Origin of the sequence: Dryocola baronae, from assembly GCF_051297175.1 — a bacterium.
Classification (GTDB): Bacteria; Pseudomonadota; Gammaproteobacteria; order Enterobacterales; family Enterobacteriaceae; genus Dryocola.
The window spans coordinates 2,457,214-2,481,914 of sequence record NZ_JBINNY010000001.1 but is presented as its reverse complement, the minus strand read 5'-3'; the positions used below and the strand labels follow the sequence as shown (position 1 = coordinate 2,481,914).

Here is a 24,701-nt window from a genome sequence, read left to right as displayed (position 1 = left end):
CGAAAGGCGTCAGAGGAGGCAAATGCCTCCTCTGACGCTCGCGGGTTGAGGAAATAATCTTTCCCAAACGAAACCGCTATTCAGCTAGCCCACGATTTTTCAGCATCGGTTCGCTATACGGATCGTGCCCGCGCCATTCGCGGTAGAGCTGCGCGAGATCGCTGCTGTTGCCGCGCGAAAGTATCGCCTCGCGGAATTTTTTACCGTTTTCCGGCGTTAATCCACCCTGCTCAACAAACCACTGGTAGCCGTCGTCCGCCAGCATTTGCGTCCAGATGTAGGCGTAATATCCCGCCGCGTAGCCGCCGCCGAAGATATGCGCGAAGTAGCTGCTGCGGTAGCGCGGCGGTACCGCAGGCAGGTTGATGCGCTCTTTTTCCAGCGCGCCTGCCTCAAACTGCGGCACGTCTTCCACTTTTGCGCCGTGCGGCAGGCTGTGCCAGTTCATGTCCAGCAGCGCGCCCGCCAGCAGCTCGGTCATGTCGTAGCCCTTGTTGAACCGCGCGGCCTTGAACAGCTTTTCGCGCAGCGCATCCGGCATCGGCTCGCCGGTTTCGTAATGGCGGGCGTAGTTGGCGAAGACGTCCGGCTGACGCGCCCAGTGTTCGTTGATCTGCGACGGGAATTCCACAAAGTCGCGCGGCGTGTTGGTGCCGGAAAGCGAGGCGTAACGCTGTTTAGCGAACAGGCCGTGCAGCGTGTGGCCAAACTCGTGGAACAGCGTTACGACGTCGTCCCAGGAGATTAGCGCCGGTTCGCCCGCCGCGGGCTTCACGTAGTTGCAGACGTTGTAGATGACCGGCGCGTTCTGGAACAGCGTCGACTGCTCGACGAAGTTGCCCATCCACGCCCCGCCGCCCTTGCTGTCGCGGGCAAAATAGTCGCCGTAGAACAGCGCCATGCCGCGCCCGTCGTTATCGAAGATTTCCCAGGTGCGCACGTCCGGGTGATAGGTCGGGATATCAAAGCGTTCGACAAACTTGAGGCCGAAAAGCTTGCCTGCGGCCCAGAACATGCCGTTGTCGATAACGCCGTTGAGTTCGAAATAGGGTTTAATCTGCGCTTCGTCGAGGTCGTATTTTGCGCTGCGAACCAGGTCTGCGTAAAACGCCCAGTCCCAAGCCTGCGCCTCAAAGCCGCCCTGGCGATCGTCAATCACCTGCTGGATATCCGCCAGCTCGCGCCGGGCGCGGGCCGTCGCCGCCGGAACGATATTGCGCATAAAGCCGAGCGCGGCCTCGGGGGTTTTTGCCATCTGGTCGGCAATTTTCCACGCGGCAAAGCTTTCAAAGCCCAGCAGCTGCGCCTGCTCCGCGCGCAGCGTAGCGAGCCTGGCCACGATGGCGCGGGTGTCGTTGCCGTCGTTGCGCTGCGTGCGGTTCCATCCGGCTTCAAAGAGTTTTTCACGCGTTGCGCGGTCGGTTAGCGATTGCAGCGCGGGCTGCTGGGTGCAGTTCAGCAGCGGGATCAGCCAGCGGTCGTGCAGCCCTTTCCCTTCCGCGGCCTGTTTCGCCGCGGCGATTTCACTTTTGCTCAGGCCGTCAAGCTGCCGCACGTCGTCCAGCACCAGGCCACCCGCCTTGTCGGCGGCGTGCAGGCGGTTGTTGAACTGGCTGCTTAGCTGGGCGGCCTCTTTATTGAGCGCCTTCAGGCGTGATTTCTGCTCGTCGGTAAGCGTCGCGCCCGCCAGCTTGAACTGCTGCCAGACGACGTCCATCAGGCGGCGGGATTCAGCGTCAAGTTCAAGCGCATCGCGCTGCTGGTAAACCGCATCAAGGCGGCTGAACAGCACTTCGTTCAGGCGGATTTCATCGGCCAGTTCGGCCAGCTCGCTGGCAAACTCTTCGTCAAGCTTTTGCAGGTAGTCGTTGGTGTGCGCCGCCGTCATGGCGAAGAAGACGTTGACCACGCGGGAGAGCATCTGCCCGGCCTGTTCAAGTGCCAGATAGGTGTTTTCTAAGGTGGGCGCATCGAGGTTTTGGGTGATGAGCGCCACTTCGCCCAGCTTGCGGCGTTTAGCTTCGTCAAACGCCGGGCGGTAGTGGCTGTCGTTAATCTGGTCGAACCGCGGGGCCTGGTACGGCAGCAGGCTGACGTGGAAAAAAGGGTTGTCTGACGGCATTCTTTACTCCAGCAGGGAAGAAACGGATGCATTGATTGTAGGGCGCTTATGCGCGAGCGTCACCCGCCAATCTCAGGCGCTGGCCTGATAAACGGCAATGATTTCCGCCGCAATCGCTACGGCTATCTCGGCGGGAAGCTTGCCCTTGACGTCGGGAAGCCCGACCGGGCAGCGCATGTGATCAAGCGCAAGCGCTGATATGCCCTTGCCCGCCAGGCGATATTCAAAGCGCTGGCGCTTGGTGCGCGAGCCGATAAGGCCGAAGTAGCGCGAGTCGCCGCGTTTGAGTATCGCCTCCGCCAGCTCCAGATCGCGCGGGTGGTGGTGGGTCATTACCACGAAATAGCTTTGCGGCGCGGCGGATTTCACCGCATCGGTTGGGTCGTCAAGCCGTAGGGTTTGCACGCCCTGCGGCACGCTGCTGAACTGCTCCACGCGCTCGTCAACCCAGGTGATGCGGCACGGCAGCGTGGCAAGCAGTGAAACCAGCGCCCTGCCGACGTGCCCCGCGCCGAAGACGACTATCTGCGGCTGCGGCTGGATCAGCGGTTCGAACAGCACGGTGGTCATGCCGCCGCAGCACTGCCCGAGCCGCGCCCCAAGGTTGAAGCGCTCGGTATGGGGCAGCGCCGCACGGCCTGCCAGCATGTCGCGCGCCATGGCGATGCACTGATATTCCAGATGCCCGCCGCCGATGGTCAGCCAGGCCTGTTCCCGCGCGACCACCATTTTCGTGCCGCCGTTGCGCGGCACCGACCCTTTGTCCTCGAGCAGCGTCAGCAGCACGCAGGGTTCGCGTCGCTCGCGCAGCTGCATCAAAACGGCGATCCATTCATCGTTCATCTTGCCTCCTGACAGCCCCAGAATACGCGCTCCGGCGTGGCGGGCGCGTCAAGCTGCGGGTGTTTGCGGTAGCTGGAAAGGCTCGAAACCGCATCCTGCAGTGCGCACCAGACGGAGATCCCCAGCATAAACGGCGGTTCCCCTACGGCCTTAGTGCGGTAGACCGTGTGCTGCGGATTGGCGTGGTTCGCCAGCAGGGCCACGCGAAAATCCGGCGGCGCGTCGCTAATTGCCGGAATTTTGTAGCTCATCGGACCGTCGGTCACCAGCCGCCCTTGGTCGTTCCACACCAGCTCTTCGCAGGTCAGCCAGCCCGCGCCCTGCACGAAGCCCCCTTCTATCTGGCCGATATCCAGCGCCGGGTTCAGCGAGGTGCCGACGTCGTGCAGGATGTCGGTGCGCAGCAGGCGATACTCGCCGGTCAGGGTGTCGATAATCACTTCTGAGCACGCCGCCCCGAACGAGAAGTAGTAGAACGGCTGCCCGCGCCCCGCCGCCCGGTCGTAGTGAATGCCCGGCACCTTGTAAAAGCCGGTGGCCGACAGCGGCACCTGGTTTAGCCAGGCCAGGTTGGCAACGTCGGCAAAGGTGAAATGATGACCGGGCACTTTAATCACGCCGTTGCGAAAAACGATGTCCGAAGGCCCACACTGGTGCAGCCGCGCCAGCATTTCGACCAGCCGCTCTTTGATAGCGAGCGCGGCAATTTCCGCCGCCCTGCCGTTGAGATCCGCGCCGGATGATGCCGCCGTGGGCGACGTGTTGGGCACCTTGCCGGTGCTGGTCGCGCAGACCTGAATCTGCTCGAAGGGAATTTGCAGCACCTCGGCGACGATCTGCGCCACCTTGGTGTTCAGCCCCTGGCCCATCTCCGTGCCGCCGTGGTTGAGCTGCACGGTGCCGTCGGTGTAGACGATAATCAGCGCCCCGGCCTGGTTGAGGAAGCTTGAGGTAAACGAAATGCCGAACTTGACCGGCGTCAGCGCCAGCCCGCGCTTGAGCACCGGGCTTTGGCGGTTAAACGCGTTGATTTCCGCCCGCCGCGTCGCGTAATCCGCGCTTTTCTCAAGCTGGCGAGTGATCTCCGGCAGAATATTGTGCTCGACCTGCTGGTGATAATGGGTGACGTTGCGCCCTTCGCCGCCGTAATAGTTGCGTTTGCGCACGTCGAGCGGGTCAAGCCCCAGCTCGCGGGCGATGTGGTCCATTATCTGTTCGATAGCGACCATGCCCTGCGGCCCGCCGAAACCACGATAGGCTGTGTTGGAGGCAAGGTTGGTGCGGCAGCGGTAGCCGGTTATCAGCGCGTCGCCAAGATAGTAGGCGTTGTCGGCGTGGAACATGGCGCGATCGCAGATCGACCCCGAAAGATCGAGCGAGTAGCCGCAGTTGGCCGCCAGATCGATAACCACGCCGTGCAGCACGCCGTCTTCCGTAAAGCCCACGTCATAGCGCACGAAAAACGGATGGCGCTTGCCCGTAATCAGCATGTCGTCGCGCCGGGAAAGACGCATTTTCGCCGGTCGCCCGGTAAGCGTGGCCGCCAGCGCCGCGTGGCAGGCAATGCCCGCCGCCTGGGTTTCCTTGCCGCCGAATCCGCCGCCCATGCGGCGCATGTCGACGGTGACTTTGTTCATCGTGACGCCCAGCACCGACGCCACCAGTTTTTGTACCTCGGTCGGATGCTGCGTGGACGACCAGACCGAAACGCAGCCGTCTTCCCCCGGCTGCACCGTGGCGATTTGCCCTTCGAGGTAAAAATGCTCCTGGCCGCCGATGTGAAACTGCCCCTGCACGCGGTGCGCGGCGGCTTTTAGCGCCGTGCGGGCGTCGCCACGCCGGTGCACGTGCGGCTGCTGGACGTAGCTTTCGCGGCGCAGTGCTTCCTCAACGTCCAGCAGCGGCTCAAGCACCTGATACTCAATTTTTGCGAGCTGTGCCGCCTCGCGGGCTGCTTCCGGCGTGTCGGCGGCAACCGTCAGCACGACCTGGCCGTTGTATTCCACCACGTCTTTGGCAAACAGCGGGTCGCCCGGCGCAAGCGGCCCGATATCCAGCTCGCCGGGCACGTCCTGCCAGCCAAAAACGCGCACCACGCCGGGGATGTCCAGGCAGGCGCGGGTATCAATACTGACTATTCTCGCGTGGGCGTGTTCGCTCAGCACCGGGCAGAGGTGCAGCAGCCCCGGCAGGCTTAGCCTGTCGTCGACGTATTCCGCCAGGCCGCTGACCTGTTTATCCGCGCTTTCATGTTTGCGGCTGCGGCCCGCGCCGCCGTGCAGCTCGCGGGAAAATCGCTCGATTAGCGCCTGCTGTGCAAGCCGCTGCGGGTTAGTTGACATAGTTCTGTACCTCCGTGGCGCAGTCGGGCGCGGCGAGCCGTAGCGCCAGGCGGCGCAGCAGGTTTTGCGCCACCGCGAGGCGGTAGCGGCCCGTTCCGCGAAAGTCGCTCAGCGGCTGGAAATCCTCGGCCAGTGCCAGAAAGGCGCTATCGAGCGTTTGAGCATCCAACGGCTGGCCGAGTAACGCCTGTTCGCACCGCCTGGCGCGCGCAGGGGTTGCGGCCATGCCGCCAAAGGCAATCATCGCGCTCATTACCACGCCTTCGTTAAGGTGCAGGTTAAACGCGCCGAAAACCGTTGATATGTCGTCATCGCGGCGTTTAGAAACCTTCCATGCGGCAAATGCAGGTGACACTGTCACGCGTGGAATGACGATATGGCTGATGAACTCCCCCGGTTCGAGCGCCGTTTTACGGTAGGCGAGGAAGAAGTCGCTGACCGGCAGCGTGCGGGTTTGTGCGCCGGCGCGCAGTTCAAGCGTGGCGTTCAACGCCAGCAGCATTGGGGCAAGGTCGCCGATTGGCGAAGCGTTCGCCAGATTTCCCGCCACGGTGGCGTGGTTGCGGATCTGGCGCGAGGCAAAGCGTTCCAGCACGCGAGCAAAGACCGGCAGCGCCCGTTGCAGCGCGCGCTGGCACTCCTCAAGCGTCGCCGTCGCGCCGATGCGGATTTCCTCTTCGCTTATGACGATAGCCTTCAGCTCTTCCACCTGGTTCATGGCAATCATCAGCGGCAGCGTTTGATACCGCTGGGTGATGCCGAGGGCCAGATCGGTGCCGCCAGCGAGCAGCCGCGCCTGCGGGTTTTGCGCGTAAAGCGTGGCCAGTTCCGCCAGGCTTTTGGGCAGCAGGCAGCGGCTGGATTTTTGCAGGATGGCCGTTTCAGCGGTTTTCAGCGCCTTTAGCCGCGCAAGGGTCTGCGGCTGGGCGCGCGCGAATTTATCATCGCGGGTTTTGCAGGCCAGCTCCGCCGCTTCGACTATCGGACGATAGCCGGTGCAGCGGCACAGGTTTCCGCCGAGGTGCTGTTCGATATCGTGCAGGGTCGCTTCGCTGTGCGACTTTTGCAGCGCGAACGCCGACATAACGAAGCCCGGCGTGCAGAAGCCGCACTGCGACGCGTGGCAGTCCGCCATCGCCTGCTGCACCGGGTGAAGCGTGCCGTTATCGGCAAGATCCTCTACCGTCAGGAGCTGTTTGCCGTCGAGCTGGGCGATAAGCGTGATGCAGCCGTTCGCCGTGTCGTAGCGCAGGGTGTCGCCGTCCACGCGGCCCAGCACTACCGTGCAGGCACCGCAGTCCCCGGAGGCGCAGCCTTCTTTTGTACCGCAGCGATACTCCACGCCCCGCAGCCAGCCGAGCACGGTGGTGTTAGGATCGACGTCGCTGAGGGTTTTCAGCGTCTGGTTGAGCAGGAATCGGATCATACCGCCACCTCCAGCGCGTCGCGCCGCCAGACGCATTTGCCGTCCACCCAGGTTTGCCAGATGTTGCGGTCGTCGCCCAGCGTCATCAGCATAAATAGCCGTTCGTAAATATCGCGGCTGTTGGCGTAGCGCAGCTTTTGCAGCGCGGTCACCGCCGGGTCGAGCACGACAAAATCCGCCTCTTTGCCGGTCTGGAAGTTGCCAATTTTGTCATCCAGATCCAGCGCGTGCGCACCGCCGAGCGTGGCGTGATAGAAGGCTTCGCTGGCGCACAGGCGATAGCTTTGCAGCTGGGCAACTTTGTACGCCTCCGCAAGCGTTTGCAGCATGTTGAAGGTGGTTCCCGCGCCGACGTCGGTGCCAATGCCCATCCGCACGCCCTTCTCGCGGCATTTTTTGAGATTGAACAGCCCGCTGCCGAGGAACAGGTTGGAGGTTGGGCAGAAGGCCAGCGAGGAGTCGGTGCGGTGCAGGCAGTCCCATTCGCACTCCTGAAGATGGATGCCGTGGGCGAAGACGCTGCGCCTGCCGGTGAGGTTGTAGTGGTGATACACGCCGAGGTAGCTGTCGTGTTCGGGCCACAGCGATTTTACCCACGCCACTTCGTCGCTATTTTCGCTGAGGTGCGTGTGCAGCCAGGTGTCCGGAAACTCTTCGCGCAGCTTTTGCACCGCGCCTAGCAGTTCCGGTGAGGACGTCGGCGCGAACCTTGGCGTCAGGGCATAGTTCAGCCGCCCGCGTCGGTGCCAGCGCAGGATCAGGTCGCGGGTTTGGCGATAGCTTTGCTCGGGCGTTTCCGTCAGGTAGTCCGGCGCGTTCCTGTCCATCATCACCTTTCCGGCGATCATGCGCATGCCGACGCGTTCCGCCGCGCTGAATAACGCGTTGACGGACTGCGGGTGAACGGTGCCGAACACCAGCGCGGTGGTGGTACCGTTGCTGAGCAGCTGGCTGAGGAAAAAGGCCGACATGCGCGCGGCGTGGTCGTGGCTGACGTACTGGCCTTCCACCGGGAAGGTGTAGGCCTGCAGCCATTCAAGGAGCTGCTCGCCGTAGGCGCCGATCATTTCGGTTTGCGGATAGTGAAGATGCGTGTCGACAAAGCCCGGAATAATCAGCCTGCCGCGAAAGTCCAGATAATCCCCGTCGTGAAGCAGCTGGCTGCGCCCTTCCTCCCACGGCATAAGCCCGGTAACGGTGCCGCCGTTCAGAAACAGCAGGCCGTCTTCAATATGGCGGGCGTGCGCGGCGAGTTCTTGCGCCGAAGCCCCAGGCCGGGTGATATCAAAAAATTCGGCGCGTAGCGCCTGCGTGTAGTTAACGACCATCGCAGTTCCTGCCGTGAGTCCATGAATAGTTAATTGATTGTTGCAAACTTGATGCCATTATTAGCAATCGGTTGCCTATTCCAGAACGATCCGCAGGGCCGTTTTGAGCTACGCTTGTTGCACCTAAAAGCAGCACGGCGGCAGGCTTCTGCACCAGGCCCGCGCAGCGTGTTGTAACAAAACTTCAATTATCGTAAGACCCCGTGGCGTGCTAAGGTATTACGACATAAAAAGCGTTGAGGAACAGTGACATGATTATTATGGTAACCGGCGCAACCGCTGGATTTGGTGAGAGCATTACCCGTCGTTTCGTGGCTAACGGCCATAAAGTTATCGCGACCGGTCGTCGCCACGAGCGCCTGATCGAGCTGAAAGACGAACTGGGCGACAGCATTCTGACGCTGCAGCTCGACGTGCGTAACCGCGCGGCCATCGAACAGGCGATGGAAAATCTGCCCGCCGAGTGGCGCGATATCGATGTGCTGGTGAACAATGCCGGGCTTGCGCTGGGCATGGAACCGGCGCACAAGGCCGACCCGGACGACTGGGAAACCATGATCGATACCAACAACAAAGGCCTGGTTTACATGACCCGCGCCGTGCTGCCGGGCATGGTTGAACGCAACCGTGGGCATATCATCAACATCGGCTCTACCGCCGGCAGCTGGCCGTATGCCGGTGGCAACGTTTATGGCGCGACCAAAGCCTTCGTGCGCCAGTTCAGCCTCAATCTGCGTACCGATCTGCACAAAACCGCCATCCGCGTGACGGATATCGAACCGGGCCTGGTGGGCGGCACCGAGTTTTCCAACGTGCGCTTTAAGGGCGACGACGGTAAGGCGGGCAAAACTTACGAAAACGCTAACGCGCTGACGCCAGAAGACGTGTCGGAAGCGGTCTGGTGGGTGGCTAATCTGCCAAAACACGTCAACATCAATACCTTAGAAATGATGCCGGTGAGCCAGACCTTCGCCGGACTGAGCGTTCACCGCGAGGAATAACGCCTGCCCCATACCCGGAACCCCCGTCCGGGTATGGGCGATTTACCAAATAAGTGTTAAATTTGGTTAGGTTTTTTCTAAATAAGAAACAGCGTCATGCCATCACCTTCGGTTCTTAATCCTACGCAGCCGGTTAACCAACAAATTTACCGTATTCTGCGCAGCGATATTGTTCGTTGCCTGATTCCTCCGGGTACCCCGCTTTCCGAAAAGGAAGTTTCCGTTCGCTTTAACGTTTCACGCCAGCCGGTGCGAGAGGCTTTTATCAAGCTTGCCGAAACGGGGCTGGTGCAGATTCGCCCGCAGCGCGGCACCTACGTGAATAAGATTTCCGTGAACCACGTGAAGAACGGCTGCTTTATTCGCGAGGCCATCGAACGCGCGGTGGTAAAACGTGCGGCAAGCATGGCGACGGATAGCCATCTGTATATGCTCGAACAGCTGCTGAGCCAGCAGCGCGTCGCCATCCAGCGCGGCCAGCTTGACGATTTCTTCCAGCTTGACGACGAGTTCCATGAACAGCTCGCGCTGGTCGCCGACTGCCGCCTGGCGTGGGATACGGTGGAGAACATTAAGGCGACGATGGACCGCGTGCGCTATATGAGCCTTGACCACGTTTCGCCGCCGGAGATGCTGCTCGAACAGCACTACGCCATTTTCGAAGCGCTGAAAAAGCACGACGAGGAGGCCGTGGACCAGGCGATGCACCGCCATCTGCACGAGATAAGCCAGTCTATTTTGTTGATTCGTCAGGAAAACAGCGAGTGGTTTAGCGAGGAGTAAGGTCGGCAGGTTTTGGTAGGAAGGTGGATGGCGCTGGCGCTTATCCACCCTACAACCACATTAACGTTGTAGGGCGGGTAAACGAAGTGCCACCCGCCGTTATATTAATATCGCGATACGGTCGCCTTTGCGCCGTTCTCACGCAGGGTGAGATACGCGTCCGTCACCTGCTTCACGAACCGCGCGTTGGCCGGTAAATCTTCGCCGAAGATGGTTTTCAGGCCTAACAGCGCCTGAACGCGGGTTTCCCCTTCCTGGCTTGCCGCCACGGCCTGCACAATTGCCGGCAGCAGCGGATCGCTGACTTCGATTTTTTCACCCTGCTCGTCAACGCCGCCTACGTAGCGCATCCAGCCCGCGACGCCCAGCGCCAGCAGGTTGAAGCTGCTGCCGTTTGCCAGATGCCAGCGGATAGAGTCCAGCCAGCGCTGCGGGAGCTTCTGGCTGCCGTCCATCGCGATTTGCCAGGTGCGGTGGCGCAGCGCCGGGTTGGTGTAGCGCGCGATGAGGGAGTCTGCGTATTTACCGAGATCCACGCCCTGCACTTTCAGCGTTGGAGCCTGTTCTTCCAGCATCAGCGCGTGCGCGGTGCGGCGGTAGTTTTCATCCTGCATGCAGTCGGAAATGTGCTGATAGCCCGCCAGGTAGCCGAGATACGCGAGGAACGAGTGGCTGCCGTTCAGCATGCGCAGCTTCATCTCTTCGTACGGCAGAACGTCTTTTACCAGCTCCGCGCCCGCCTTTTCCCATGCCGGGCGGCCAGCGACGAAATTATCTTCGATTACCCACTGGCGGAACGGTTCGCAGGCCACGGCGGCCGGATCGGCAACGCCCGTCGCCTCGGCTACCTGCGCCAGGGTTTCTGGCGTCACGGCGGGCACGATGCGGTCAACCATGGTTGACGGGAAGGTGACGTTCGCTTTGATCCACGCGCCCAGCGCCGGATCGATCGCTTCGGCATAGGCCGTTACCACGTTGCGGGTAACGTGGCCGTTTTCCGGCATGTTGTCGCAGGACATAACGCTGAACGCAGGCAGACCGGCCGCCTTGCGGCGCGCCAGGGCTTCAACGATAACGCCAGGCGCAGACTGCGGCCGATGAGGATTCGCCAGGTCATGCACGATGAACGGATGGTCGAGCAAAATCGTGCCCGTCGCCGGGCTGTGGCAGTAGCCTTTTTCGGTCACGGTCAGCGAGACAATGGCGACTTCCGGCTGGGTCATGGCGTTCAGCACGGCCTCGAGGCCATCAACCTGCGCGTGTAGAGCGGTTTTAACCACGCCCACGACGCGGCACTGCCAGCCATCGGCGGACATTTCCGCCACGCTGTACAGGTTGTCCTGCTGTTTGAGATCGGCAATCTGCTGTTCGCCGCCGATCAGGTTTACCTCGCAGTAACCCCAATCGCTGCCGTGTTCCTGAGCAAGAATGTCGGTATACACCGCCTGGTGCGCGCGGTGGAAGGCGCCGAAACCCAGGTGAACGATGCGTGGAACAAGTTTGTTACGGTCGTAGTGCGGAACGATGGCTTTTGCAGTTAAGAGCTTGTTTTCCATTTTAAAACTCGCTGTTTAAGGAACTCGGGACAGCAACAGACTACCTGCTATGGTAGTCTGCTTCTTGATTTGAATTAAATTTATGTGATTTGGTATGACACAAATTTCATAGTTGTATGACAACTCACATTTGTGACTTTCAGACGGGCAGACCTTTCACCACGCGCTGGGCTTTTGGCTTCTCTGCGGCGTCTTCCAGTACGCTCAGGTCACGGTCTTTTACCTCCGGCATGATGACGGCAGAAATCAGACCAATCACCGAGTAGGCAATCATCATCACCACGATCGGCCACCAGGCGTTGGTCATGTTGACGAAGATCCCCGCCAGCACCGGGCCAAAACCAACCGCGACCAGTCCACCAGCCTCTTTGGAAATCGCCATGCGGGTGAAGCGATTACGCGAGCCGAAGATTTCCGCCATGGTGATATTTTCCAGCGCGAACAGGCCGAGCACCGCGACGTTGTGAATAATGATGATGGAGGCCATGATCACGTTCACGTCGTTGCTCTTGTCCATAATCATCGACAGCATCGGGTACGCGAGAATGATGGAGGAGATGCTAACGATAATATAAGGAATGCGGCGGCCAATTTTGTCCGACAGCCAGCCCAGGAACGGGATGGTAATAAAGCCGATCACCGAGCTTATCATTAGCGCATCGGTGGGAATGCTTTTCTCAAACAGCAGGGTTTGCACCAGATAGCCCGCGAGGAACGTCTGAATCAGACCCGAGTTGCCCGCCTGACCAAAGCGCAGGCCGGTTGCCAGCCAGAATGACTTGCTGGTAAACATCGCGCCCAGGGAGTGCGTTTTGTCGGCCGCTTTTTTTGCCGCAGCGGTCGTTACCCCTTCGTCACTCACCTTTTCGAATACCGGGCTTTCTTTGAGGTTCATACGCAACCAGATGGCGAAGATCATCACCACCACGCTTGCCAGGAACGGCACGCGCCAGCCCCAGGCCAACAGCTCTTCTTTAGACAGGAAGAAGAACATGACCGCCCAGATTGCGGTGGCGGATAAGGTGCCGCAGTTGGTGCCCATCGCCACCAGCGAAGAGATGATGCCGCGTTTGCCCTTCGGCGCGTATTCCGCAAGCATGGTGCCCGCGCCGGAAATCTCCGCGCCCGCCCCTAAGCCCTGAATGATGCGCAACAGCACCAGCAGCAGCGGCGCGAAAATCCCGATCTGCGCGTAGGTCGGCAGTACGCCGATTAGCGTTGTGCAGATCCCCATCATGGTGATGGTGATAAACAGCACCTTCTTACGCCCGATGGTGTCCCCCATGCGGCCAAAGAAGAACGCGCCCGCGATACGCGCGATGTAGCCCGCGCCATAGGTGCCCATCGCCAGAATTAACGCCATGGCGGCGGACTGTTCCGGGAAGAAAATTTCGTGGAATACAAGGGCTGCGCCAAGCGAGTAAAGCTGGAAGTCCATGAATTCCAGCGCTGTGCCGAGCCAGCCTGAAACTGCGGCCTTCACCAAATCTGCGGTGCTTCTTTCCGGCTGAGCCGTGTTGTGGTTTGTAATATTCATCTTTCAGTTCTCTGCAATTTGTCGTTGTAGGTACAGCAAATCATCGGGTACAGAGGTTGTTGCTTAGAACGTCAAGAGGACCTTGCAGCACTGCTTCTGGTCTTTCTCGAAGATGTCCATCGCTTCAAGCACCTGCGTGTAGGGGAACTGGTGGGTGATCAGCTTTTCGGGCCGTATTTTTTGCTCGCTCATCCAGCTGATAACCTGCGGGAAGCGGTTGCTGTTCAGGCGCGAGCTGAAGATGGTGATTTCTTTACTGGTGATCGCCTGCTGGCTGAGCACGCAGGGATCGGAGGAGAAGCCCATGATGCCGATTCGCGCGGCGGGCGACGCAAGGCCGATAGCTTCTGGCAAAATCGACGGATGGCAGGCGGCGTCGATAATCAGCGTCGGGCGAATGCCCAGAGATTCCAGCTCGGCTTTAAGATCGAGGCTGGCGTTGTTGATCACGCGATCCGCGCCGTTGGCTTTCGCCATCGCCAGGCGTTCGTCGATACGGTCGACGACAACGATCTCCTTCACGCCGTAGACGCCGCGCAGCGCCTGAATGGACGTTAGCCCCATCGGCCCCGCGCCGTAGACCAGCGCGGTATCAAGCGGGCCGGGGTTCATCTGGCTACAGATGTTGGCGGCGATGGTGAAAGGTTCGACCATCGTGGCTTCGTTGTCGGGAATGCTGTCCGGCACAACGTGGGCGTTTTTGGCGGGCAGCGTGACGTATTCGCTAAACCCGCCGTCGCGGTGCACGCCGATAACCTGCAGTTCGGCGCAGACGTTAGGACGCCCTACCGAGCACGGATAGCAGTGGCCGCAGCTCACGACCGGGTCGCCAACCACGCGCTCGCCGATGCGCGATGCGTCCACGCCGTCCCCTACTGCATCTATATGCCCAAAGAACTCGTGGCCGATAACGCGCGGATATTTCGCGAACGGGTTGTGGCCGCGATAAATGTGGACATCTGAACCGCAAATCCCGGCGCTCGACACGCGAATGCGGACTTCACCCGGCTGCGGCTGAACCTGTGGGCGGTCTTCGATGACCAGCGTGCCCGGCTGTTGGATAGTGACGCTTTTCATGATTAATTCTCCTGTTACCAGTTCCACAGCGTGCCGTCTTCAAGACGGGCGACCGGCAGATACGCGGGTTCGTAGGGATATTTCGCAGCCAGCTTTTCGTCAAACTCGATGCCCAGACCGGGTTTGTCGCTCGGGTGCATGTAGCCGTTGTCGAAGGTCCAGCTGTGCGGGAAGACTTCGAGCATTTGTTCGGAATAGCCCATGTATTCCTGTACCCCAAAGTTTGGCACCCACAGGTCGAAATGCAGCGCCGCCGCCATGCAGACCGGTGACAAATCGGACGGGCCGTGTGAGCCGGTGCGCACCTGATAAAGCGAAGCAAAGTCAGCGATACGGCGCATGCCGGTGATGCCGCCCGCGTGGGTAATCGTGGTGCGGATGTAGTCGATAAGCTGCTCTTCGATGAGCTGCTTGCAGTCCCAGATGCTGTTAAACACTTCGCCGACGGCGATTGGCGTGACGGTATGCTGGCGAATCAGGCGGAAACACTCCTGGTTTTCGGCAGGCGTTGGGTCTTCCATCCAGAACAGGCGGTAATCCTCCACGCTCTTGCCAAAACGCGCGGCTTCGATTGGCGTCAGGCGGTGGTGCATGTCGTGCAGCAGGTGCTCGTTAAAGCCGAACTTGCTGCGCACCGCGTCAAACAGTTTTGGCGTGAAGTCGAGGTATTTTTCCGTCGACCAAAGCTGCTCTTCCGGCCAGTGGCCTTTGGTGGCCGGTTCATACGCCAGCCCCTTGCCTTTTGACATGCCGTAGGTGGTTTTCATACCCGGCACGCCGCACTGCACGCGAATTGCCTTGAAGCCCATCTCTTTGTGGCGCGCGTAGTCTTCCAGCACGTCGTCCAGGGAATGGCCCGTGGTGTGGCAATAAACCATCACCCCTTCGCGGGATGCGCCGCCGAGCAGCTGGTACAGCGGCATGCCTGCGGCCTTGGCTTTGATATCCCACAGCGCCATATCCACGGCGGAGATAGCGGACATGGTGACCGGCCCGCGACGCCAGTACGCGCCCTTGTAGAAGAACTGCCAGATGTCCTCGATACGGTGCGCGTCGCGCCCAATCAGCTGCGGACAAACGTGATCTTCCAGATACGAGGCAACCGGCAGCTCGCGGCCGTTTAGCGTGGCGTCGCCCAGGCCGGTCAGCCCGTCGTCGGTGGTAATTTTCAGCGTAACGAAGTTACGTCCGGGACAGGTGACAAAGACCTCAGCCTTAACAATTTTCATTCTGCGTTCCTTACTGCGGAGAGTTTCCAGGAGTGACAATGTGGATGAAAATAAACCTGACCTTACTACCATACAAGTATATTTATTGAATTTTGACGGGCTGAGTCACACTTTTCAGGCGACTATTTCGGCAGACAATAAAGAAGTAAAGGAGGTGATAAAGGTGTAAAGCGTCAGAGTTAACGCATGAATCCGCCAAAAGCGGTGGTAAAAATCAGCAAGCTTGTTTTGATCATATTGAACTATGTCTGGGATAATAGGGACTAAATGGCGCACCCTGTGGCGCACTCTCTTCACAATGTTATAGTTAATTGAGCTTCACCCTAAAAGGAAACTGCAATGAACACAATCCTTCGCAAACGTCTTTCCCAGGCTCTGCTGCCTGCGGCGTTACTGCTGAGTGCGTTCGCGCTGACCCAGGCGGCCCATGCCGAGACCAGCAAGTTGATTATCGAATCCGGTGACAACGCGCAGACTCGTCAGGAAGCCGCGATGGAAAAAGAGCAATGGAATGACACACGCTCCCTGCGCCAGAAAGTGAACAAGCGCGTAGAAAAAGAGTGGGACAAAGACGACGTGGCGTTCGATGCCCGCGACAACTGCCAGAAAAGCGCTAACCTTAACGCCTACTGGGAGCCAAACACCCTGCGCTGCCTCGATCGTCGCACCGGCCGCGTAGTCGCGCCTTAAGTCAGTACGTTGTGAATCTCAGGCTTCCCGTTCGGGAAGCCTTAAACTGATGATAAAATTCATCCGTCAAAGGAAGCCCCATGAGTAACGAACTCAGTATTAAACTTCGCCCTCTCGAGCGCGAAGATCTTCGTTTCGTCCATCAGTTGGACAACAACGCAAGCGTGATGCGTTACTGGTTTGAAGAGCCGTACGAAGCCTTTGTTGAGCTGTCCGACCTGTATGACAAGCACATCCACGACCAGAGCGAGCGCCGCTTTGTGGTGCAGTGCGACGGTGAAAAAGCCGGTCTGGTCGAGCTGGTAGAGATTAACCACGTGCATCGCCGCGCCGAGTTTCAGATCATCATCTCCCCGGAATATCAGGGCAAAGGCCTTGCCTCCCGCGCCGCCAAGCTCGCCATGGACTACGGGTTTTCCGTGTTGAATCTCTACAAGCTTTATCTGATCGTGGATAAAGAGAACGAGAAAGCCATTCACATCTACAAGAAGCTTGGCTTTATGGTGGAGGGCGAGTTGATTCACGAGTTCTTTATCAACGGTGAATACCGCAACACGATCCGAATGTGTATTTTCCAGCAGCAGTATCTGGATACGCACCGGCCTTCCGGCACGATTTTAAAACCGACCGCGCAGTGATTTTTGGGCGGATGGCGCATCGCACCATCCGTCGCACATCAATAATAATCGATGGTGTTTTCGATGGAGTAACGCGTGACCGCCGGTGGCGAAACGCTGTCGTCCGTTAAAACCAGCTCGCACGAAACCGGGTTAAACTTTCTGTCGTAATCACAGCTTTGCTTCGCCTTTGCCACCGCCTTGCCGTTCAGCGTGCTCACCGAGGTGTAATCCAGCTTTTTCTTTTTGTCGTTTCCGGCTGTCGCCATTACCGCAAGCGTCGCGTCTTTTACCTTGCTGATTTTCCCCAGCGGGTAGCCGTCGGCGTCGTAGCGGTATTCGATGGCAATGTCTTTGCCCTTTGCCGCAACCACAAAACCGTTATCGTCCGTGTCGTAGGTGACTGCCGCAGCGGGCAGTTCGGCCAGCTGGCATTTGCCCTGGAGCCTGACGCGCTTTTCGCGGCTGATGGAGTCCAAATAGTAATTGGCATCCAGCACCAGCGCCGCGCCGGTGTTGTTTTCCAGATCGTGGAACTCAAAGGTATCGAGGCACCCTTCCGTTGAAACGGAGCCGGACACGCGTTTGACCACCTTGCCCTGCTCGTTCATCAGCGTTTCGCTAAATTCTTTCACCGGTCCGCGTAGCGGATCGAAATCAAACTCGTTTGAAAAACTCGCCATTTCCGGGGTGTAGGCCTGCGGTTCGTCATGCTTATCGCATCCGCTAAGCGCCGCAACCAGCGCGCAAAGCACAATGATTTTCTTCACGTTAGTCCTGTTTCGCGTCTGAAATGAAGACTTATGATATAAGCAAATACAGATATTTACACTAGAAGGTCTATCCTTAGTGAACATCCTCAACATAAGGAAGAGACGATGAAACGATCTGTTTGGATGGGCGCGTTACTGCTCATAGCCTCCACGCCGGTGCTGGCGGCACAGTCCTCCTGCGACAGGGTCAAGGCGGATATTGAGCAAAAAATCATTAATAACGGCGTGCCGGAATCAGGATTTACCCTGACGATCGTGCCGAACGACCAGGCGGATAAGCCTGACGCCCAGGTCGTTGGGCACTGCGGCAACGACACGCAGAAGATTCTCTACAGCCGCACCAGCAGCGGCAATGAAGGCGCAGGCGGCCAGTCTCAGTCTGCGCCAGAAAACGAACCTCAGTAATCCCCCGCGGGGCGTATTCTGCGCCCCGTTCCATTTTTGACATTTGCTCACCCTAAACGCTCTCAATATTGACGAGCGTTAAAAAGTTATACCCCCAAATAAGTATAGTTCGGCCCGTGGGGTATTATTTGTCTGGTAATGAATCGGCATTTCGCACCCCTTCGCTGCAATCAGTTCCACAACAATAAACCAAAAATGACACCTCCCCCTCAAGGGACACCAGTCATGGAGTGAGCTATGTCAAACCCTAACAACCCAGGCGGGATAAGCCGCCGTTCCCTGGTGAAATCCACCGCGCTGGGAAGCCTTGCCCTTGCCGCCGGGGGGATCTCTTTGCCTTTCGGCGTGAAAGCCGCCGCCGTTGCCGTAGGCGGCGCGCTTGAAGAGCCTGCCGATAAAGTCGTCTGGGGCGCCTGCTCCGTCAACTGCGGCAGCCGCTGCGCCCTGCGCCTGCACGTGCGCGATAACGAAGTTTATTGGGTAGAAACCGATAACACCGGCCACGACGAGTATGGCGATCATCAGGTGCGGGCCTGCCTGCGCGGGCGCTCTATTCGTCGACGCATCAATCATGCCGAACGTCTTAATTACCCGATGAAGCGCGTGGGCAAGCGCGGGGAAGGTAAATTCGAGCGCATTTCATGGGACGAAGCGTTAGATACCATCACCAAAAGCCTACAGAGCACCGTTGAAAAATACGGTAATGAGGCGGTGTACATTAACTACACCTCCGGGATCGTCGGGGGGAATATCACCCGCTCCTCGCCCTATGCGTCACTGGTTGCCCGCCTGATGAACTGCTACGGCGGGTTCCTGAGCCACTACGGCACCTACTCCACCGCGCAAATCGCCTGCGCTATGCCGTACACCTACGGCACCAACGACGGTAACAGCACATCCGATATCGAAAACAGCAAGCTGGTCGTGCTGTTTGGCAATAATCCGGCCGAAACGCGCATGAGCGGCGGTGGCATTACCTACTTCCTTGAGCAGGCGCGCGAGCGTTCCAACGCCCGCATGATCGTTATCGACCCCCGCTATACGGATACCGCAGCCGGGCGCGAAGACGAGTGGATCCCGATTCGTCCGGGCACCGACGCGGCGCTGGTGGCCGGTATCGCTCACGTGCTGATAAACGAAAACCTGGTTGACCAGCCGTTCCTCAATAAATACTGCGTCGGCTATGACGAAAAAACGCTGCCGGAAGGCGCGCCTGCGAACGGGCACTATAAAGCCTATATTATGGGCCAGGGCGATGACGGCGTGGAGAAAACCCCGCAGTGGGCCGCCGCGATTACCGGCATTCCCGTCGACCGCATCATCAAGCTGGCGCGTGAAATTGGCAGCACCAAACCTGCCTATATCGCCCAGGGCTGGGGGCCGCAGCGCCAGGCAAACGGCGAGCTGACCTCCCGCGCCATCGCCATGCTGCCAATTCTGACCGGCAACGTCGGCATTAACGGCGGCAACAGCGGCGCGCGTGAATCCACTTACACCATCACCATCGAACGTATGCCGGTGCTGACCAACCCGGTGAAAACGCAGATCTCCTGCTTTAGCTGGACGGATGCGATAGCGCGCGGCCCTGAAATGACCGCCAAACGCGACGGCGTGCGCGGCAAAGACAAGCTGGACGTGCCGATTAAATTCATCTGGAACTACGCTGGAAATACCATTATCAACCAGCACTCCGACATCAATAAAACTCACGATATCCTGCAGGATGACAGCAAGTGCGAGATGATTGTCGTCATCGAAAACTTCATGACCTCCTCGGCGAAGTACGCGGATATCCTGCTGCCGGACCTGATGACCGTCGAGCAGGAAGACATTATCCCGAACGATTATGCGGGCAACATGGGCTACCTGATCTTTATTCAGCCCGCCACGGAGCCGAAGTTCGAACGCAAAGGGATTTACTGGATTACCAGCGAGGTCGCAAGGCGTCTTGGGCCAGAGGTGTACCAGAAATTCACCGAGGGCCGTACCCAGGAAGAGTGGCTTAAACACCTGTACGCCAAAATGCTCGCAAAAGATCCGGCGCTGCCATCCTATGAAGAACTGCGCGCGATGGGCATCTACAAGCGCAAAGACCCGAACGAGCACTTTGTGGCCTATAAAGATTTCAGAAACGATCCGCAAGCGAATCCGCTGAAAACGCCTTCCGGCAAAATCGAAATCTATTCCAGCAGGCTGGCGGACATTGCCGCAGGCTGGGAGCTGGAAAAAGACGAAACCATCAGCCCGCTGCCGGTCTACGCCTCCACCTTCGACGGTTGGGACGCGCCGGAACGCAGCACTTACCCGTTGCAAATGTTTGGTTTCCACTACAAGGCCCGCACGCACTCCAGCTACGGCAACATCGACATTCTGAAAGCCGCCTGCCGCCAGGAAGTGTGGATTAACCCGATTGATGCGCAAAAACGCGGTATCGCCAGCGGCGATATGGTGCGCGTATTCAACGGACGCGGTGAGTTACGCATCCCGGCCAAAGTTACGCCGCGCATCATGCCGGGCGTCACGGCGATGGGCCAGGGGGCCTGGCACGAAGCCAACATGACCGGCGACCGCGTCGATCACGGCTCGTGCATCAATACGCTCACCACGCACCGCCCTTCGCCGCTGGCGAAAGGTAATCCACAGCACACCAACCTGGTCGACATCCAAAAGGCGTAAGGAATAGCAGATGACAACCCAATATGGATTTTATATTGATTCGAGTCGCTGCACCGGCTGCAAAACCTGCGAGCTGGCCTGCAAGGACTACAAAAACTTAGGCCCGGACGTCAGCTTCCGCCGCATCTATGAGTACGCGGGCGGCGACTGGCAGGAGGACAACGGCGTCTGGCATCAGAACGTCTTCGCCTACTACCTGTCGATTGCCTGCAACCACTGCGCGGATCCGGCCTGCACCAAGGTCTGCCCGAGCGGGGCGATGCACAAGCGCGAAGACGGATTTGTGGTGGTCAACGAAGACGTGTGCATCGGCTGCCGCTACTGCCACATGGCCTGCCCGTACGGTGCGCCGCAGTACAACGCCGAAAAAGGCCACATGACCAAATGCGACGGCTGCTACGACCGCATCGCCGACGGCAAAAAGCCAATCTGCGTCGAGTCCTGCCCGCTGCGCGCGCTGGACATGGCCCCGATTGACGAACTGCGCAAAAAATACGGCGAGCAGGCGGCAATCGCCCCGCTGCCGTCGGCGCACTTCACCAAACCCAATATCGTGATTAAACCTAACGCCAACAGCCGCCCGTGTGGGGATAAAACCGGTTATCTGGCCAACCCGAAGGAGGTCTGAAATGGGCAGTGGATGGCATGAATGGCCGCTGGTGTTGTTTACCGTACTCGGCCAGTGCGTGGCGGGCGGCACGATTGTTATGGGGATGGCATGGATGTCGGCCAGCAACAACAGCGAGCTGCAAAACAAAATCGTCCGCGCGATGTTTTTCCTGTGGGTGATAATGGGCGTGGCGTTTATCGCCTCGGTTATGCACCTGGGTTCGCCGCTGCGCGCGTTCAACTCGCTCAACCGCATCGGACAGTCGGCGCTGAGCAACGAAATCGCCAGCGGTTCGGTGTTCTTTGCCGTGGGCGGGTTCTGGTGGCTGGTCGCCGTGCTGAAGAAAATGCCCGCTGGCCTCGGCAAGATCTGGCTGCTGCTGACCATGGTACTGGGGCTGGTGTTCGTCTGGGCAATGACGCGTGTCTACCAGATTGACACCGTGCCGACCTGGTATAACGGCTACACCACGCTGAGTTTCTTCCTCACCGTTGTGCTGGGCGGCCCGCTGCTTGGGGCTATGCTGCTGCGCGCGGCGTCCTTCCCGCTTAACGGTAAAAAGCTTGCCGGTCTGAGCGTGCTGGCGCTGTTTGTGGCGATGGCCGCGGTGATTTTGCAGAGCTTTAGCCTGCCGGGCATCAGCAGTTCGGTGCAGCAGGCCACCGCGCTGGTGCCGGACTATGCCTCGCTGCAGGTGTGGCGCATGGTGCTGATAGCGCTGGGCCTCGGCTGCTGGATTTGCCCGCTGGCTCGCCGCATGCCGCCGCAAACTTTCGCTTTATTTGCAGGTTTTGTGCTGGTTGTTGCCGGGGAACTGATTGGCCGTGGTATTTTCTACGGCCTGCATATGACCGTCGGTATGGCGGTTGCGGGTTAATTTGTACAAAATGCGCGGGGAAACCCGCGTATACAATGCTGTTTTACACAAGGAATAAGAATGTCATCTCAAGATTCGCAAAGACTGGCGATTATCGAACTTACCGGACGCGTGCTGGGCATCCTCTACCATCAGGGGCCACAAAGCCAGGACGCGGCGTCGCTTTACGCATCGCTTGCGGACCCTGCATGGCACGAGCAATGGCCGGTACAGACGCCGGAGCTGACAGAGATTGCCAGCCGCATGACCGACGGGCTGAGCGACACGAACGAAACCCTGAGCGAAGCCTACCAGCGCCTGTTCATCGGGCCTCATGCGCTGCCAGCGGCCCCCTGGGGTTCAGTCTATCTGGATAAAGAAAACGTGCTGTTTGGCGACTCAACCCTTGAGCTGCGCCGCTGGATGCGCAAAAAAGAGATCGGCCTGCAGCTCGATCAGAACGAGCCGGAAGACCACATCGGCACCCTCCTGATGCTGGCCGCCTGGCTTGCCGAATCCGGCCACCGCCAGCTGGTTGACGAACTGCTCGCCTGGCACCTGCTGCCGTGGGCCGGTCGTTTCCTGGAGCTGTTTATCGAAAACGCGGGGCATCCGTTCTACCAGGGCCTGGGCGAGCTTACCCGTCTGACCCTTGCCAACTGGCGCGAAGGGCTTTTGATTCCCGTCGCCGCGAAAGAGCTGCACTTCTAAGAATCTGAGCCGTGGTGGATGGCGCCTGCGCTTATCCACCCTATTAAAACCTTTCGCTCATGCCTGTTTGGTGGATGGCGCTTCGCTTATTCACCCTACAAAACCTTTCGCTCATGCCTGTTTGGTGGATGGCGCTGCGCTTATCCACCCTACAAAACCTTTCGATGACGCCTTTTTGGCAGGTCGGGTAAGCGCTAGCGCCACCCGACACTTTCCAAAAACACGCTCACAAAGTTACACCGTAACCTCGCGTTAACATTTTTAAGACAATTCTTTACGTAGCCTGCCCAAGCGAGGCGGCACAAGGCTAAATCAATGGTTTATGTCATAAATCATTAGCCGCTTAATGGTCACGCTGGCTGGCGTCCTCCCCGACACGTTGCTATAGGTTTCAACACCCTGCCGACACAAGGCATAACAACAGGCCACCTGCGGGTAGCTATAACGCGTGCACCAGGGAGACACACTGCAATGCAAAACGCATCCTTCATAAAACGTGCCCTTTTGGGCGCTCTGGCGCTGATTATCGCGCTTGGGCTGCTGGTCTGGGGTATCGGGCCGGAAACCATCAAGGCGCGACAGGTCGATTTGGTTTATCTCGGGCAACAGCACCTGATTTTGGTGTTCAGCTCGATGGCGCTGGCCCTGCTGGTCGGCATTCCTAGCGGCGTATTGCTTAGCCGTCCTGCGGCGCGCCGCTGGGCTGAGTATGTCATGCAGATCTTCAACGTCGGCAACACCCTGCCGCCGCTGGCGGTTCTGGCGCTGGCGATGGTGATTATCGGCATCGGCGACAAACCGGCGATTATCGCCCTGTTCCTCGCCTCGCTGCTGCCCATCGTGCGTAACACCTACGCCGGTCTGTGCGGCGTGCCGGGTTCGCTTATCGAAGCGGCAAACGGTATTGGGATGACCAAATGGCAGCGCCTGCGCCAGGTTGAAATTCCCAACGCGTGGCCGGTGATTTTGTCAGGGATTCGTATCGCGACGGCCATTAACGTTGGTACCGCACCGCTGGCGTTCCTGATTGGTGCCAGCAGCTACGGCGAGCTTATCTTCCCGGGCATCTATCTGAACGATTTCCCAACGCTGATTCTGGGCGCGGCCGCCACGGCGCTGTTTGCGCTGATCCTCGACGTCGCGTTAGCCGGTCTGGGCCGCGTTTTAAGCCCGCACACGGCCAAATAACAACAATAAGGAGCGTTGAATGAAACCTTTTAAACGTCTGCTGGCCGCGTTTGCCGCCACGACGATGCTGGCCGGAACGGCGCAGGCCGCCCCGCTGGTTCTGGCGACAAAAAGCTTTACCGAGCAGCATATTCTCTCGGCAATGACCACCCAATACCTGGCGAAAAAGGGCTTTAAGGTCACGCCGCAGACCAATATCGCAACGGTGATTTCCCGCAACGCGATGATCAACAAGCAGGTTGATATGACCTGGGAATATACCGGCACCTCGCTGATTATTTTCAACCACATCAATAAGCGGATGTCGCCGCAGGAATCCTACGACACGGTGAAAAAGCTGGACGCTAAGCTTGGCCTGGTGTGGCTTAAACCGGCCAACATGAACAACACCTACGCCTTTGCGATGCAGCGTAAGCGCGCGGAAGCAGAAAACATCAGCACCATGTCGGAGCTGGTGGCGAAGGTTGAACAAATCCGCAAAACCAATCCTAAAAAGAACTGGATGCTGGGCCTCGATCTTGAGTTTTCCGGACGCAGCGACGGCATGAAGCCGCTGCAGCAGGCTTACAGCATGCCGCTTGACCGCCCGCAGATCCGCCAGATGGACCCCGGCCTGGTTTATAACGCGATACGCGACGGCTTTGTGGACGCCGGGCTGGTCTACACCACCGACGGCCGCGTGAAGGGCTTCGACCTGAAGGTGCTGGAAGATGACAAAGGCTTCTTCCCGAGCTACGCGGTGACGCCGGTCGTTCGTAAAGACGTGCTCGAAGCGAATCCGGGGCTTGAAGAGGCGATGAATACGCTTTCCGCCCAGCTTGATAACGATGCGATCTCTACCATGAACGCGAAGGTAGATATTGACCATGAAACCCCGCAGCAGGTCGCCCGCGAGTTCCTGCAGCAAAAAGGCTTGCTCTAAGGAGGCATC

The 24,701-nt window shown here is 58.9% G+C and carries 21 protein-coding genes; 11 read left to right on the top strand and 10 right to left on the bottom strand.

Features of this window, described 5'->3' with window-relative positions; genetic code table 11:
* Nucleotides 1-76 precede the first annotated feature (76 nt).
* The 5 genes from dcp to guaD all read right to left on the bottom strand — a co-directional run bounded on the left by dcp (nt 77) and on the right by guaD (nt 8,061).
* Nucleotides 77-2,122, bottom strand: coding sequence for a peptidyl-dipeptidase Dcp (dcp, locus tag ACSPHG_RS11665; RefSeq protein ID WP_435953648.1), 2,046 nt, complete (start codon nt 2,120-2,122; stop codon nt 77-79).
* 72 nt (nt 2,123-2,194) lie between these two features.
* A complete protein-coding gene (xdhC, locus tag ACSPHG_RS11660) occupies nt 2,195-2,965 on the bottom strand; it encodes a xanthine dehydrogenase accessory protein XdhC (RefSeq protein WP_435953647.1) in 771 nt (256 codons plus the stop codon).
* Entirely contained in the window at nt 2,962-5,307 is a 2,346-nt protein-coding gene (gene xdhB / locus ACSPHG_RS11655) for a xanthine dehydrogenase molybdopterin binding subunit (protein WP_435953646.1), read from the bottom strand. Before xdhB ends, xdhC begins: the two co-directional genes overlap by 4 nt.
* Nucleotides 5,297-6,733: a xanthine dehydrogenase small subunit gene (xdhA, locus tag ACSPHG_RS11650; protein WP_435953645.1), complete on the bottom strand. Its 1,437-nt coding sequence runs from the start codon at nt 6,731-6,733 to the stop codon at nt 5,297-5,299. Before xdhA ends, xdhB begins: the two co-directional genes overlap by 11 nt.
* Complete coding sequence (gene guaD, locus ACSPHG_RS11645) at nt 6,730-8,061, bottom strand: guanine deaminase (RefSeq protein WP_435953643.1); 1,332 nt, start codon at nt 8,059-8,061, stop codon at nt 6,730-6,732. Before guaD ends, xdhA begins: the two co-directional genes overlap by 4 nt.
* A 251-nt stretch (nt 8,062-8,312) precedes the next feature.
* Between guaD and ydfG the strand changes: the two genes are divergently transcribed.
* Both ydfG and ACSPHG_RS11635 read left to right on the top strand, forming a co-directional pair.
* Complete coding sequence (gene ydfG, locus ACSPHG_RS11640; protein ID WP_435953642.1) at nt 8,313-9,062, top strand: bifunctional NADP-dependent 3-hydroxy acid dehydrogenase/3-hydroxypropionate dehydrogenase YdfG; 750 nt, start codon at nt 8,313-8,315, stop codon at nt 9,060-9,062.
* A 96-nt stretch (nt 9,063-9,158) separates the two neighbouring features.
* Nucleotides 9,159-9,845: a GntR family transcriptional regulator gene (locus ACSPHG_RS11635; protein ID WP_435953640.1), complete on the top strand. Its 687-nt coding sequence runs from the start codon at nt 9,159-9,161 to the stop codon at nt 9,843-9,845.
* Between the two features lie 104 nt (nt 9,846-9,949).
* Here the strand turns inward: ACSPHG_RS11635 and ACSPHG_RS11630 are convergent, their stop codons facing one another.
* The 4 genes from ACSPHG_RS11630 to rspA all read right to left on the bottom strand — a co-directional run bounded on the left by ACSPHG_RS11630 (nt 9,950) and on the right by rspA (nt 15,244).
* Nucleotides 9,950-11,401: a mannitol dehydrogenase family protein gene (locus ACSPHG_RS11630; protein WP_435953639.1), complete on the bottom strand. Its 1,452-nt coding sequence runs from the start codon at nt 11,399-11,401 to the stop codon at nt 9,950-9,952.
* Nucleotides 11,402-11,540: 139 nt separating this feature from the next.
* Nucleotides 11,541-12,938 (bottom strand): MFS transporter, encoded by a 1,398-nt coding sequence (locus tag ACSPHG_RS11625; RefSeq protein WP_435953637.1) that lies wholly within the window; start codon nt 12,936-12,938, stop codon nt 11,541-11,543.
* A gap of 63 nt (nt 12,939-13,001) precedes the next feature.
* Nucleotides 13,002-14,015, bottom strand: coding sequence for a Zn-dependent oxidoreductase (locus tag ACSPHG_RS11620; protein ID WP_435953636.1), 1,014 nt, complete (start codon nt 14,013-14,015; stop codon nt 13,002-13,004).
* A gap of 14 nt (nt 14,016-14,029) precedes the next feature.
* The gene (gene rspA, locus ACSPHG_RS11615; protein WP_435953635.1) at nt 14,030-15,244 is read right to left on the bottom strand and encodes a starvation-sensing protein RspA; all 1,215 of its coding nucleotides are present in this window, start codon (nt 15,242-15,244) and stop codon (nt 14,030-14,032) included.
* A gap of 339 nt (nt 15,245-15,583) precedes the next feature.
* On the opposite strand from rspA, the gene ACSPHG_RS11610 reads away from it, so the two are divergent.
* Both ACSPHG_RS11610 and speG read left to right on the top strand, forming a co-directional pair.
* Nucleotides 15,584-15,934 (top strand): DUF1283 family protein, encoded by a 351-nt coding sequence (locus ACSPHG_RS11610; RefSeq protein WP_435953634.1) that lies wholly within the window; start codon nt 15,584-15,586, stop codon nt 15,932-15,934.
* Between the two features lie 80 nt (nt 15,935-16,014).
* Nucleotides 16,015-16,572, top strand: a complete 558-nt coding sequence (gene speG / locus ACSPHG_RS11605; protein WP_435953633.1) for a spermidine N1-acetyltransferase — start codon at nt 16,015-16,017, stop codon at nt 16,570-16,572.
* A 38-nt stretch (nt 16,573-16,610) separates the two neighbouring features.
* Here speG and ACSPHG_RS11600 read toward each other — a convergent pair whose 3' ends face one another.
* Nucleotides 16,611-17,321, bottom strand: a complete 711-nt coding sequence (locus tag ACSPHG_RS11600) for a YnfC family lipoprotein (RefSeq protein WP_435953632.1) — start codon at nt 17,319-17,321, stop codon at nt 16,611-16,613.
* Between the two features lie 108 nt (nt 17,322-17,429).
* Here ACSPHG_RS11600 and ACSPHG_RS11595 point away from each other — a divergent pair, with 108 nt between their 5' ends.
* From ACSPHG_RS11595 to osmX, 7 genes are all read left to right on the top strand, one after another.
* The gene (locus tag ACSPHG_RS11595) at nt 17,430-17,729 is read left to right on the top strand and encodes a DUF1161 domain-containing protein (RefSeq protein WP_435953631.1); all 300 of its coding nucleotides are present in this window, start codon (nt 17,430-17,432) and stop codon (nt 17,727-17,729) included.
* A gap of 237 nt (nt 17,730-17,966) precedes the next feature.
* On the top strand, nt 17,967-20,405 hold the full coding sequence (ynfE, locus tag ACSPHG_RS11590) for a selenate/tellurate reductase subunit YnfE (RefSeq protein WP_435953630.1): 2,439 nt from the start codon (nt 17,967-17,969) through the stop codon (nt 20,403-20,405).
* A 10-nt stretch (nt 20,406-20,415) separates the two neighbouring features.
* On the top strand, nt 20,416-21,033 hold the full coding sequence (locus tag ACSPHG_RS11585; RefSeq protein WP_435953629.1) for a DMSO/selenate family reductase complex B subunit: 618 nt from the start codon (nt 20,416-20,418) through the stop codon (nt 21,031-21,033).
* A gap of 1 nt (nt 21,034) precedes the next feature.
* On the top strand, nt 21,035-21,892 hold the full coding sequence (locus ACSPHG_RS11580) for a dimethyl sulfoxide reductase anchor subunit family protein (RefSeq protein WP_435953628.1): 858 nt from the start codon (nt 21,035-21,037) through the stop codon (nt 21,890-21,892).
* A 60-nt stretch (nt 21,893-21,952) separates the two neighbouring features.
* Complete coding sequence (gene dmsD, locus ACSPHG_RS11575) at nt 21,953-22,582, top strand: Tat proofreading chaperone DmsD (protein ID WP_435953627.1); 630 nt, start codon at nt 21,953-21,955, stop codon at nt 22,580-22,582.
* A gap of 471 nt (nt 22,583-23,053) precedes the next feature.
* Complete coding sequence (osmY, locus tag ACSPHG_RS11570) at nt 23,054-23,770, top strand: osmoprotectant ABC transporter permease OsmY (protein WP_435953625.1); 717 nt, start codon at nt 23,054-23,056, stop codon at nt 23,768-23,770.
* Between the two features lie 19 nt (nt 23,771-23,789).
* Nucleotides 23,790-24,692, top strand: coding sequence for an osmoprotectant ABC transporter substrate-binding protein OsmX (osmX, locus tag ACSPHG_RS11565; protein WP_435953624.1), 903 nt, complete (start codon nt 23,790-23,792; stop codon nt 24,690-24,692).
* The last annotated feature ends 9 nt before the right edge of the window (nt 24,693-24,701 follow it).